At 71.5% G+C, this 12,069-nt stretch carries 11 protein-coding genes; 7 read left to right on the top strand and 4 right to left on the bottom strand.

Annotated elements, in window-relative coordinates; translation table 11 throughout:
• Positions 1–8: 8 nt before the first annotated feature.
• A complete protein-coding gene (locus EV371_RS19510) occupies positions 9–587 on the bottom strand; it encodes a TetR/AcrR family transcriptional regulator (RefSeq protein WP_130463319.1) in 579 nt (192 codons plus the stop codon).
• A gap of 50 nt (positions 588–637) precedes the next feature.
• Here EV371_RS19510 and EV371_RS19505 point away from each other — a divergent pair, with 50 nt between their 5' ends.
• Positions 638–1,117, top strand: coding sequence for an SRPBCC family protein (locus EV371_RS19505; protein WP_130463318.1), 480 nt, complete (start codon positions 638–640; stop codon positions 1,115–1,117).
• Here EV371_RS19505 and EV371_RS19500 read toward each other — a convergent pair.
• Entirely contained in the window at positions 1,079–4,147 is a 3,069-nt protein-coding gene (locus EV371_RS19500; RefSeq protein ID WP_130463317.1) for a BTAD domain-containing putative transcriptional regulator, read from the bottom strand. The genes EV371_RS19505 and EV371_RS19500 overlap by 39 nt on opposite strands.
• A 279-nt stretch (positions 4,148–4,426) precedes the next feature.
• Between EV371_RS19500 and htpG the strand changes: the two genes are divergently transcribed.
• A complete protein-coding gene (htpG, locus tag EV371_RS19495) occupies positions 4,427–6,340 on the top strand; it encodes a molecular chaperone HtpG (RefSeq protein ID WP_130463316.1) in 1,914 nt (637 codons plus the stop codon).
• A 109-nt stretch (positions 6,341–6,449) separates the two neighbouring features.
• On the top strand, positions 6,450–7,403 hold the full coding sequence (locus EV371_RS19490) for a diacylglycerol kinase family protein (protein ID WP_130463315.1): 954 nt from the start codon (positions 6,450–6,452) through the stop codon (positions 7,401–7,403).
• 23 nt (positions 7,404–7,426) lie between these two features.
• On the opposite strand, the gene EV371_RS19485 is transcribed toward EV371_RS19490, so the two are convergent.
• Positions 7,427–8,173 (bottom strand): HAD family hydrolase, encoded by a 747-nt coding sequence (locus tag EV371_RS19485; protein ID WP_130463314.1) that lies wholly within the window; start codon positions 8,171–8,173, stop codon positions 7,427–7,429.
• 161 nt (positions 8,174–8,334) lie between these two features.
• On the opposite strand from EV371_RS19485, the gene smpB reads away from it, so the two are divergent.
• Positions 8,335–8,826: an SsrA-binding protein SmpB gene (gene smpB, locus EV371_RS19480; RefSeq protein WP_130463313.1), complete on the top strand. Its 492-nt coding sequence runs from the start codon at positions 8,335–8,337 to the stop codon at positions 8,824–8,826.
• Here smpB and EV371_RS19475 read toward each other — a convergent pair.
• Positions 8,783–9,319: an FBP domain-containing protein gene (locus tag EV371_RS19475; protein WP_130463312.1), complete on the bottom strand. Its 537-nt coding sequence runs from the start codon at positions 9,317–9,319 to the stop codon at positions 8,783–8,785. The genes smpB and EV371_RS19475 overlap by 44 nt on opposite strands.
• 60 nt (positions 9,320–9,379) lie before the next feature.
• Between EV371_RS19475 and EV371_RS19470 the strand changes: the two genes are divergently transcribed.
• From EV371_RS19470 to EV371_RS19460, 3 genes are all read left to right on the top strand, one after another.
• Positions 9,380–9,979 carry a TetR/AcrR family transcriptional regulator gene (locus EV371_RS19470; RefSeq protein ID WP_130463311.1) on the top strand — a complete coding sequence of 200 codons (600 nt, stop codon included), beginning with the start codon at positions 9,380–9,382 and terminating at the stop codon, positions 9,977–9,979.
• Positions 9,980–10,114: 135 nt separating this feature from the next.
• The gene (locus EV371_RS19465; protein ID WP_349340347.1) at positions 10,115–11,311 is read left to right on the top strand and encodes an SGNH/GDSL hydrolase family protein; all 1,197 of its coding nucleotides are present in this window, start codon (positions 10,115–10,117) and stop codon (positions 11,309–11,311) included.
• A gap of 103 nt (positions 11,312–11,414) precedes the next feature.
• Entirely contained in the window at positions 11,415–11,966 is a 552-nt protein-coding gene (locus tag EV371_RS19460) for a hypothetical protein (protein ID WP_130463310.1), read from the top strand.
• Positions 11,967–12,069: the final 103 nt, after the last annotated feature.

Below are 12,069 nucleotides of genomic sequence, written 5' to 3'. Positions count from 1 at the left end.
GGGACCAGCTACCGGGCGGGCGGCACCGGTAGGCCCGCCTCGTAGCTGGCGGCGAAGGCTTCCAGAGCGGCGTCGGTGCCGGCCCGGTCCCCGGTGGCGAGCAGGTCGAGCAGCAGTCCCCGGACCACCGCCAGGCCGAGCCGGGCGTGCGTCCGGGCCACCTCGGCCGGTACGCCCCGGCGGGCGGCCAGCTCGACGTTGAGGTCCAGCCAACTCTCCACCACCCCCTCCAGCAGTGCCGTGGTGCCCGGACGGCCCTGCACCGCCTGGCCGTACAGCTCGAAGAAGAGCCGCTCGTACGGCCACAGCGCCGGGTCGGCCAACCGCCGCCACATGCTCCGGATCGCCTCTGCCGGTGCGCTGGCCGGGTCGAACTCCAAACCGGCCAGCGCGGACCGCTGCCGGCGCTCGATCTCCCGGACCACCTCGACGAGCAGTCCCTCCTTGGATCCGAAGTGGTAGATCAGCATCCGGTGACTGGTGCCGAGGTCGGCCGCCAGCCGGCGCAGGCTCAGCGCGCCGACGCCCTGTTCGGCGATCCGTTCGACGACCCGGGACAGCAGTTCTTCCCGTACTTCACCAGGCATGTACCATACGGTACACGTACCACTTGGTACAGGAGTGGGGAGGGCGTGACGTGGCACGGAAAGAGATCGACGTGCGGGTGCACACCACGGCCGGCCCGGCGGTGGTCTACGCGCTGCTGGTCGACGGGGCCGGGTGGCCCACCTGGTCGCCGCTGGGCTCCTTCGAGCTGGAGCGCCCCGGCGCGGACGAGCCGGAGGGGGTCGGCGCGATCCGGGTCTTCCGGACCGGCCGGGTGACCAGCCGGGAGCGGGTCGTGGAGCGGGTGCCGGACCGACGGTTCAGCTACGAACTCCTCTCCGGGCTGCCGCTGCGGGACTACCGGGCCGACGTCGACCTCACCCCGGAGCGCGGCGGCACCTCGATCCGCTGGCACTCCACCTTCTCCGCCAGGGTGCCGGGGACCGGCTGGCTCTACCGGCTGGCACTCGGCCGGTTCATCGGCAAGGTCGCGGCGGGCCTCGCCACGCACGCCGCCGCGACGGCCGGGCGGTCAGCGGGCGGTCCGCTGCGCCGACATCCGGGGCAGTAGTGCGGCCAGCCGGCTCGCCGCCGAGTCGTTGTCGATCTGCTGGTACAGCGCGTAAGCGGCCGACCACGCCGACTCGGCGGAAGAAGTGTCGTTGACGCTGGCGTAGGCGTGCCCGAGTACGGTCAGCGTCCGGGCCCGGATGAAGTGCGACCGCGCATCCCCGAGCAGTTGGAGCACCCGGCGCAGCAACGCCACCGCCCGGCGCGGACGGCTGTCGATCAACTCCAGTTCGCCGAGCCCGATCAACGAGATCGCCTCGCCGAACACCAGGGCGTCAGCCTGGCTGCGGGCCAGTGCGACCGCCAGGGTGTGCCGGGCGGCCGGATGGCCGAGTACGGCGTAGAGCTGACCCAGCCGAGCCAGCGCGTACGTCTCCTGCACCTCGTCACTGGGATCCCGGGCGACCGCCACCGCCTGCCGCAGGTACTCCTGGGCCGGCTCGGGCAGGTCGAGTTCTGCGTAGGTCAGGCCGAGCAGGGTCAGCGCGACACTCTCGTCCCGGCGGGCACCCATGCGGCGGGCGAGGTCCAGATACCGGTGACCGAGTTCCCGGGCTACCTCGTCGTGTCCCTGCTCCCGAGCGATGATGGCACGCTGCGCCAGCGCGTGGCACTCGCCGAGCTGGTAACCGACGTCGACCGAGATCGACAACGCCTCGGCGATCAGCGGTGCCGCCGCCGGATGCCGGCCGGTGACCCGGTGCACGTCGGCGCAGAGCCAGAGTGCGTCGGCCACCCCGCGCGGCTCGTCGACCTGCCGGAAGATCCGCAGCGCCGTCTCGGCCGCGTCGAGCCTGTCCCGCAACAGGGCGCCGGGCCGGGAGGCCCACAGGTCGGAGAGGTTGCGCAGCAGCACCGCCTCACCGCGCCGTTCTCCGGCCCGCCGGCAGGCCCGCAGCGCCGCCTGATGGAGCTGTCGCGCCTCGTCGTACAGGCCGCGCAACTCGTAGCAGGGCTGCGTCGCTGCCGCCAGGTTCCAGGCGAGATCGGCCAGGTCGAGTCCGGCCGCCTGCCGGATCGCGGCGACCAGCGCCGGCCGCTCGCGGTCGAACCAGCCGACCGGATCCGTCACCGGTCCCGCCGGGGCGGCCGGTGGCCAGCGGCGGGCCGGACCGGAGATCCGGGCCAGCGTCCGGGTCGAAAGCCCGGCGTCCGCCGCCTCTGCCCGGGTCAGCCAGGCCCCGAAGGCCCGCTCCAGGGCGGCCCGCCGGACCTCGTCGGACTCCTCGGCGGCGGCCCGCTCCCGGGCGAAGAGCCGGACGAGGTCGTGCATTCCGTACCGGGGCTCGCCGTCGGCCGGGTCGAGCAGCTCCAGCAGGCAGGCATCGACGAGCGACTCCAGCAGGCTCTCCGCCCGGGCCGGCGGCACGTCGAGCATCGCGGCCCCGGTCCAGGCCGGTACGTCGGGCGCGTCGAGCAGGCTCAGCAGCCGGAGCATCCGGCGGGCCGGTTCGGCCAGGGCCCGGTAGCTGAGCCCGAGACTCGCCCGCACCTCCAGGTCGTCGGTGGCGAGTTCGTCGAGCCGGCCAAGCTCGTCGCGAAGACGCTCGGCGAGCTGCCCGAGCCGCCAGCGCGGCCGGGCGGCGAGCCGGGCCGCAGCGATGCGTACCGCCAGCGGCAGGTAGCCGCAGAGCCGGACGATCTCCGTGGCGGCGTCGGGCTCGGTTCTCGCCCGGTCCGGCCCGACGATCCGCTCCAGCAGCCGGATCGCCTCGTCCGGCGTGAAGGTCGCCAGTCCCAGGTGGGCGGCGCCCTCCAGCCCGGTCAGCCGGGTCCGGCTGGTTACGATCACCGCGCCCGGGGCACCGCCGGGCAGCAGCGGCCGGACCTGTGCGGCGGACCGGGCGTCGTCGAGTACGACCAGCAGCCGCCGGTCGTGCACCGCGTCCCGGAACTGGCCGGCGCGCTCCTCCAGACTGTCGCTGTGCAGGTTGTCGGGCAGCCCGAGTACCCGCAGGAAGCGCCCGAGTACGGCGAACGCGTCGGCCCCGTCCGGCCAGCTACCCCGCAGGTCCGCGTAGAGCTGCCCGTCCGGGTACTCCCGGCGCAGCCGGTGTGCCGCGTACCACGCCAGGCTGGACTTGCCGACGCCGGCCGGCCCGGAGAGCGCGACGACCCGCAGCCGGTCGGCGGGGCCGGTGAGGCTGGTCTCCAGCCAGCCGACGGCGTCAGCGCGGCCGGTGAAGTCGGCGACGGTCGGCGGCAGTTGGTGCGGGCGGGGCCGGGCCGGCGCGGTCGGACCGACCCCGGTGCCGCCGGCCGGGCCGACCCCGGTGCCGCCGCCGGCCGGGCCGGCCAGTGCCGGGTCGGTGTGCAGCATCCGCAGGTGCAGCCGGCGCAGCTCCGGGCCGGGGTCGACGCCGAGGGTGTCGGCGAGTCGGTGCCGGAGTCGGGTGTAGTGCTCCAGGGCGTCCGCCTGGCGTCCGCTGCGGTACAACGCGAGCATGAGCTGGCCGGCGAGGCGCTCGTCCAGCGGATGCTCACCGGCCCGCCGGGTCAGCTCCGGTAGCAGCGCGGCGTGCCGGCCCCGGCGCAGCGCGACGTCCCAGCGGTCGAGTTCGGCGGCGAACCGCTCCTGCCCCACGGCGGTACGCAGGGTGCTGAGCCATGGCGTCTCCAGGTGCGCGAACGCCTCGCCCCGCCACAGCCCGAGCGCCTCGTCGAACAGCCCGAGTGCCCCGGTGTCGTCCGGGGCGTCCCGGGCCTGCCGCACCAGTGCCCGGAACCGGTGCAGGTCGACGGTGTCCGGCTCGACGGTGAGCTGGTAGCCGGCCGAACGGCGCAGCACCGTGACGCCCCCGGCGGGGGAGAGACGGTTGCGCAGCCGGGAGAGGTAGCTGTAGAGCGTCTCCCGGGCCCGCTGCGGGCGGCGGTCACCCCAGACCCGGTCCAGCAGCTGGTCGACGGAGACCAGCTCGTTCGCCTCGACCAGGAGCGCGACCAGCACGCAGCGCTGGCGTGCCGGCCCCATCTCGATCAGGTGCCCGTCGACGCGGACGTCGATGTCGCCGAGCAGCCGAAACTCCAGCACGTCCGCGAACCTCCGCCTGGTCGGGACAACCCTGCCCGGTGGCCGGGTCGGACGACCGGTTCAAGGATCACACAACGCCGGTCCGGCGTCGGATTCGGCGTCCGGGTGTCCCAGGCGTCCGGCGTCCCAGGAGTCCGGGAGCCCGAAATCCCCCGGCTTCCGGCCTCGGGGAAGCGTTAATTAGGATGGCGCCGGCTATCGCCGAGCGCATCGCCGGTGCGGGGCAGGATCACCGGCGTCGCTCCCTGTCGGCAGTGGGCATTTTCGTGGAGGGGTCACATGAGCACCGGAACCGAAACCTTCGAGTTCCAGGCCGAGGCGCGGCAGCTACTCCAGCTGGTGGTCCATTCGATCTATTCGAACAAGGACATCTTCCTGCGGGAACTCATCTCCAACGCCTCGGACGCGCTCGACAAACTGCGGCTGGCGGCATTCTCCGACAAGGAGTTGACGGTCGACACCTCCGATCTGCACATCTGGATCGAGGTCGACCGGGAGGCGCGCACCCTCACCGTCCGGGACAACGGCATCGGCATGTCCCGGGACGAGGTCATCATCCTCATCGGCACCATCGCCAAATCCGGCACGGCGGAACTCCTGGAGAAGATCAGGGAGTCGAAGGACGCGGCCGGCTCGCAGGACCTGATCGGACAGTTCGGGGTGGGTTTCTACTCCAGCTTCATGGTCGCCGACAAGGTCACCCTGCTGACCCGGCGGGCGGGCGAGTCGACCGCGACCCGCTGGGAATCCGACGGCGGGGCCACCTACGCGGTCGAGACCGTCGACGACGCGCCGCAGGGCACCTCGGTAACCCTCCACCTGCGGCCGGAGGACTCCGAGGACCAGCTCTTCGACTACACCGCCGAGTGGAAGATCCGGGAAATCGTCAAGCGGTACTCGGACTTCATCGCCTGGCCGATCCGGACGGCGGTGGAGCGGACCGACAGCGACGGCAAGACGACCACCGAGATCGAGACGCTCAACTCGATGAAGGCGCTCTGGGCCCGGTCGAAGGACGACGTCAAGGAGGACGAGTACAAGGAGTTCTACCGGCACCTCAGCCACGACTGGATTGACCCGCTGGAGACCATCCACATGCGGGCCGAGGGGACCTTCGAGTACGAGTCGCTGCTCTTCATCCCGTCCCGCGCGCCGTTCGACCTCTTCATGCGGGGCGCCAAGCGTGGTGTGCAGCTCTACGTCAAGCGCGTCTTCATCATGGACGACTGCCAGGAGCTGATGCCGGAATACCTGCGTTTCGTCAAGGGCGTGGTGGACGCGCAGGACCTGTCGCTGAACATCTCCCGGGAGATTCTCCAGAAGGACCGGCACATCCAGTTGATGCGCCGGCGCCTGGTCAAGAAGGTGCTCTCCACGGTCAAGGAGATGCAGACCGGTGACGCCGAGCGCTACCAGACCTTCTGGTCGGAGTTCGGCCGGGCGGTCAAGGAGGGCCTGCTCGACGACTTCGACAACCAGAACACCATCCTGGAGATCTCCTCGTTCGCCTCCACCCACGATCCGGAGCGGCTGACCACGCTGGCGCAGTACGTCGAACGGATGAAGGAGGGGCAGACCGACATCTACTACGCCACCGGCGAGTCCCGCACCATGATCGAGAACTCGCCGCACCTGGAGGCGTTCCGGGCCAAGGGCTACGAGGTGCTGTTGCTGACCGACCCGGTCGACGAGATGTGGGTCTCCGCGGTGCCGAACTTCGACGGCAAGAAGTTCCAGTCGATCGCCAAGGGACAGGTCGACCTCGACACCGACGAGGAGAAGGAGAGCGCGGGCAAGGAGCGCGAGCAGCGGCAGAAGGACTTCGCCGACCTGCTCGGCTGGCTGACCACCCAGCTCGCGGAGAACGTCAAGGAGGTGCGGCTGTCGTCCCGGCTGACCACCTCACCGGCCTGCATCGTCGGCGACGCCCAGGACATGACCCCGACCCTGGAGAAGATGTACCGGGCGATGGGACAGGAGATGCCGGCGGTGAAGCGGATCCTGGAACTCAACCCGACGCATCCGCTGGTGACCGGGCTGCGGGAGGCGTACGAGCAGCGTAGCGAGGACCCGACCGTCGCCGAGACCGCCGAACTGCTGTACGGGATGGCGCTGCTCGCCGAGGGCGGTGAACTCGGCGACCCGGCCCGGTTCACCCGGCTGCTCGCCGATCGGCTCGCCCGTACCCTCTGATCCCTGCCGGGAAGGCGCGGCCGGCGCCCGGGCCGCCAGGCACCGCTTGGCGGCCCGGGGCCGCTGGCTACCGGCTTGCCCGCCGGGGCCGCTGGGTAAGACCAGCGCCATGAGTACGACGCTGAGCGCCGAGCCGGCCGCCGACCCGACACCCGGACCGGTCCTGGCTCCGGCCCAGGTGGCCCGGGTCGCGGTCGTCGCGCACCGGAAGAAGTCGCTCGGCGGCGGGCTCGACGAACTCCGCTCCCGGTTGCGCGGCGCCGGGATCGAGGACCTGCTCTGGTACGAGGTGCCGAAAAGCCGCAAGGCGCCGAAGAAGGTACGCAAGGCACTCGACAGAGGCGCCGAGCTGATCTTCGTCTGGGGCGGGGACGGCATGGTGCAGCGCTGCGCGGACGCGCTGGCCGGCTCGGAGGCGGCGCTGGCGATCCTGCCCGCCGGGACGGCGAACCTGCTCGCCACCAACCTCGGCATCCCGGAGGATCTGGCCGACGCGGTCCGGATCGGGTTGACCGGGTCGCGCCGCCGGATCGACCTCGGGCGGCTCGGCGGCGAACACTTCGCCGTGATGGCCGGCGCGGGCTTCGACGGGGAACTGATCCGGGAGGCCGACCGCGACCTGAAGGATCGGTTGGGTCGGCTGGCGTACGTCTGGACCGGGCTGCGGCACGTACGTGGCGAGACGACCCGGATGCGGATCCGGGTGGACGGCGCGGACTGGTTCGAGGGGGAGGCGAGCTGCGTACTCTTCGGCAACGTCGGCACGATCACCGGCGGCATCCCGGCCTTCGACGACGCCCACCCCGACGACGGATGTCTGGAGGTGGGCGTGGCGACCGCCAGCGGAGTGCTGGACTGGGCCCGTACCCTCGGCCGGATGGCGGTCGGGCGCTCCGACTCCTCGCCGTTCGTCCGGATCACCCGGGGGCGGAAGATCAACGTCCGGTTCGCCGAACCGATGAGCTACGAGCTGGACGGCGGGGCCCGCGACCGGGTCACCCGGCTCAAGGCCCGGGTCGCGCCCGGCGCGCTGACGGTCTGCGTACCCGACGAGAAGTCCTGACCTCATCCGCTCCCGGGTGCTGGTCAGCGAGCTGAGCCGGTGACCCGGTCGTCATCGGCCTGCCGGGTCCGCAGCCGGGCGGGCAGGTCGAGGATCGAGTCGAGCCGGCGCGCCGCCGGCACCGGTGCCCGGCGCTCCGGATCGATCAGGTACGCCGGGATGCCGGCCCGCTCGGGCCCGACGAAATCGGGCCGGTAGGTGTCGCCGACGAAGACCGCCGCACCGGCGTCGATGCCGAGGATGTCGAGCGTGGCCGCGTAGATCCGCGGATGTGGCTTGCACCAGCCCAGTTCGACCGAGGTGACCACGGCGTCGAAGTAGTCTGCCAGCCCCATCGCCGCGAGGTGACCGGGGACCAGGTCCGGCTGGTGCGTGTTGGTGACGACCGCGAGCCGGTAGTCACGGTGCAGGTCGCGTACCAGGTCGGGAACGCCGGGGAGGTAGCGCACGCCGGTGTTCCACTCCCGGACGTACTCCCGGGTGAACGCCTCGACGTCGTCCGCTGCCGGCGGCGGGCCGAGGAGATCGGTCAGGAACGCCGTGCCGACCTCGGTCATCGAGAACTCGGAGTCGTCCTCCGCGCTGCGCCGGTCGAAGTCGGCGAAGGCCGCTGACCAGGCGGCCAGGAAGTCGGCGTAGCCCAGGTCGGCGCCGAGCCCTCGGAGCAGGGCGTGCGAGCCCGGGTAGCCCTGTTCGGTGCGGCTTGCCGAGTAGTCGACCAGGGTGCCGAAGAAGTCGAAGAGGATGTGGGTACGGCCGGCGGCAGGCATCGCGCCATTCTCCCATCCGGCTCCGGCTCCGGCGCTCGGTGGCACGACGGGAAAATTCCGTCGAACCCGCCGCTGACCTCTGCGTATAGTCTGGCTACCCGGTCCGGCCGGGTGGCCCGGGGAGCCGGGTCGACGCTGGGGAGGTCGTCGCGGCCAGGGAAGTGGAGCGCAGGCTCATCGCGTCGAACAGGAAGGCGCGACACGAGTACGCGGTCCTGAAGACGTACGAGGCGGGAATCGTGCTGCGCGGCACCGAGGTCAAGTCGCTGCGGGCCGGGCAGGCTTCGCTGGTCGACGCGTTCGCCCAGGAGCGGGACGGGGAACTCTGGCTCTACGGGCTGCACATCGCGGAGTACGCCTACGGGACCTGGACGAACCACCAGCCGAAGCGGATGCGGAAACTCCTGCTGCGGCGCGTGGAGATCAACAGGATCCTGGACCGGATCCACGAGCCCGGCCTGACCCTGGTGCCGCTGTCGCTGTACTTCTCGAACGGCTGGGCCAAGGTCGAGCTCGGCGTCGCGCGCGGCAAGCGGTCCTACGACAAGCGCCAGGCCCTGGCCGAGCGGGACGCCAACCGGGAGATCGCCCGGGAGCTGGGGCGGCACCTCAAGGGCGCGTCCCAGCGGTCCCGGGCGGGCCGGGGCTTCTGAGCAGGGTCACCCCGCCGACCCGGCCCAGGAAGGCGGCGAGGCTGGCCGTGGTGCGTTCGACCTTCTCGGCCAACGTGATGGTCTCGTCGAGGCGCCGCCCGGCGTCCTTCTTTCCCCGCAGGTAGAGCGAACAGGCCAGGTCGGCGCAGAGATAGGCGCCGACGGAGTTGCCCTGCCGGCCCTCCCGTCCGGCCTTGCGGGCGGTCATCAGCGAGACCCCGTCTCCGGTGTGCGTGGTCAGGCAGAACGAGCACATGCTGCGCCGGACGCGCCCGGTCTGCGGCGCCGCCCGCAGCGTCACGCCGACGAGTCCGCTGCCGGACTCGGCGACCAGGTAGGCCCGCTCGGCGGCGGCGGGGTCCCGCCAACCGAGGAAGTCGAGGTCGGTCCAGGGGCGTTCGTCGAGGTCCCTCGGCACGGCGAGACGCTTCGCCTCGCCCTTCGTGCAGTTGACGAAGGAGGCGCGGATCTCGGGCTCGGTCAGGGGTAGCATAGGAACCAGCCTAATACCTCTAGGCGGACAGCAAACGATCCTAGGCGTGAGGTGTGGCACATGCACCCTGGTGCATCTTCCAGCCGGCCGCGTGCGGGGCTCACCGCCGAGCGGCTGACCCTGGCCGCGGCGGAGCTGGCCGACGAGGTCGGCTTCGAGAAGCTGACCATCGCGGCGCTCGCCCGCCATTTCGGGGTCCGGGACGCCAGCCTCTACTCCCACCTCAGGAATGCCCGCGACCTGCGGGTAAGGGTGGCGGCACTGGCCCTGACGGAACTCGCCGACCGGGCCGCCGCCGCGCTCGCCGGCCGGGCCGGCCGGGACGCGCTGGCCGCCTTCGCCGACGCCTACCGCGACTACGCGAAACAACACCCCGGCAGGTATGCGGCGGCACAGCTGGAGCTCGACCCCGAGACAGACACCGTGGCCGCCGACGCGGCCCGCAGGCACGCCGAGCTGACCCGCAGCATCCTGCGCGGATACCGGCTGGCCGAACCCGCCCAGACCGATGCGGTACGCATGCTGCACAGCACCTTCCACGGCTACGTGAGCCTGGAGCGGGCCGGTGGCTTCCGGCACCATCCCCGCTCGGTCGACGACTCCTGGGCCAGAACGGTGGACGCCGTCGACACCGCTCTGCGGCACTGGCCGGCGCAGTGACCCCGGCGACGGGGCAGGGCACCGGAGGGTAGGCGCGCGGGTCGGATCCTATATTGGTCCGCAGCCGAACCCGCCCCCTCTGGCTGTCAGCCCGAGCCGGTGCCGGGAAGACCCGACACGAGCCGGAGGTGGCCGTTGCACAGCCGGGCCGGGCAGCGCTGGGCGACGAGCTGGGCATCGATGCCGCAGCTCGCCGAGCCGGACAACATGCCGCCACCACCGTTCACCGGGCACGACCGGGTGCTGGCCGACAGCACGCTCCGGCAGACCATCCGGGTGTCGGTGGGCGGATCGCGGATCCGGTTGCGCCTCTCCAACGCCTTCGGCGGTGCACCGCTGCCGATAACCGCCGCCACCGTGGCGCTGCCGGAGGACGGCCGGGCCGGGGTCAGCGCTATCCGGCCCGGCAGCGCGCGGCCGGTGACGTTCAGCGGTCGCGGGTCGGTCTCCGTGCCGGTCGGGGCGCAGATCGTCTCCGACCCGGTCGACCTCGCCGTGCCGGCCCGGGCCAACCTCACCGTGACGCTCTATCTCGCGCAGGGGCAGGCGTCGGAGCGAATCACCTCGCACCCCGGCTCCCGGACCACCTCCTACCTGCTACGCGGCAACCATGTGGCGGAGTCGACGCTGCCCGGCGCCACCCCGGTCGACCACTGGTACCTGCTCAGCGGGCTGGAGGTGCCGGCCCGGCCCGCCACCGGGGTCGCGGTGCTGCTCGGTGACTCGTTGACCGACGGGCGCGGCTCCACCACCAACGGAAACGACCGCTGGCCGGACCGGCTCGTGGACCGGCTGCACGGGTACCGGCCCACCTCGGACGTCGCGGTGGTGAACCAGGCGGCTGGCGGCAACCGGGTACTCGACGACGGGCTGGGGCCGAACGCGCTGGCCCGGCTGGACCGGGACGTACTGGCACAGAGCGGCGTCAGCTGGCTGGTGGTGTTCGAGGGGGTCAACGACATCGGCACCGCCGAGGCCACCGAGCCCGCGCAGCGCGCCGTGACCGACGATCTGATCACCGCGTACGACCAGATCGTCACCCGGGCACACGCGCAGGGCATCCGGGTGTACGGCGCCACCCTGACCCCGTTCGGCGGCCACGCCGACTACGACGACCCGGCCGGGCTGCGGGAGGCGACCCGCCAGGCGGTCAACCGGGGTATCCGCACCGGCGACCTGTTCGACTCGGTGATCGACTTCGATCGGGCCGTACACGATCCGGCCGACCCGCGTCGGCTCCTGTCCACCGCCGACTCCGGCGACCACCTGCACCTCAACCCGACCGGCTACCGGCTGCTCGCCGATGCGGTCCCGGTCGGCCTCTTCCGCTGAACCTCTCGCCACACGCCCGACAACGAGGTCGGATCGACGAATCCCACCGGTCGCCGTCTTCTGCTCGGGAGTGGTCCCGGTGCGGTGGGTCCATCATGGTGACATGACGACCTTGACGTCTCGTTGCCTGGCCATCACGGCATGCGCGCTCACGATGACCTTCGTCTCGGTGGGCTGCGGCAGCGCCCAGGTGGGTGGCACTGGTTCCGCGAGCGCGCCGCCCACTGCCTCGAAGAGCGAAACGAGTTCCCCAACCAGCAGCTCGGCGCCTGAGCCCGCCCCGACCTCGAACCAGCCGAGCGCCCAGGACGGTACGAACTACCAGGCATGTCTTGGCGGCAACTGCGAGATCGCTGTGTCCAAACCGGTCACGATCACGTTGTCCGATTCTCCGGTCGGTGCCGGTCCCTTCACCGTGCGGAAGGTGAACGCCGACAGCGTCGAGGTGCGCATGGCCCTCCCCGCCGGGCCCAGTCTTGGCGCCACCATCAAGAAGGGCTGCACGACCGCCTTCTACGCGAACAACGCCAGTGGATTTGCGCACACATCGTGCTCAGGAGAACCAGAGGATGTCCTCGGTATGTATGTCAAGCAAATGGTGACTGTCAAGGGCATCACCGACGGCACCGCAATCCTGAACCTGAAGTCGGAGTGAGCGGCCCGCGCGATCGTGGGGCGCATCGCCCGGTGCCACCGAGTCCGAGATCACTCTCTGCTTACCGCATGGAGAGTCACATTCATACCGGTACGCGCCGACC

This window comes from Plantactinospora sp. CNZ321 (assembly GCF_004217235.1).
This window is presented reverse-complemented; position numbering and strand designations above follow the sequence as displayed.

What these genes read in the sequence shown, in the direction of transcription:
- EV371_RS19510 (WP_130463319.1), bottom strand. Translation starts at nt 587, where the DNA reads ATGCCTGGTGAAGTACGGGAAGAACTGCTGTCCCGGGTCGTCGAACGG.
- htpG (WP_130463316.1), top strand. Translation starts at nt 4,427, where the DNA reads ATGAGCACCGGAACCGAAACCTTCGAGTTCCAGGCCGAGGCGCGGCAG.
- EV371_RS19490 (WP_130463315.1), top strand. Translation starts at nt 6,450, where the DNA reads ATGAGTACGACGCTGAGCGCCGAGCCGGCCGCCGACCCGACACCCGGA.
- EV371_RS19485 (WP_130463314.1), bottom strand. Translation starts at nt 8,173, where the DNA reads ATGCCTGCCGCCGGCCGTACCCACATCCTCTTCGACTTCTTCGGCACC.
- EV371_RS19475 (WP_130463312.1), bottom strand. Translation starts at nt 9,319, where the DNA reads ATGCTACCCCTGACCGAGCCCGAGATCCGCGCCTCCTTCGTCAACTGC.
- EV371_RS19470 (WP_130463311.1), top strand. Translation starts at nt 9,380, where the DNA reads ATGCACCCTGGTGCATCTTCCAGCCGGCCGCGTGCGGGGCTCACCGCC.
- EV371_RS19460 (WP_130463310.1), top strand. Translation starts at nt 11,415, where the DNA reads ATGACGACCTTGACGTCTCGTTGCCTGGCCATCACGGCATGCGCGCTC.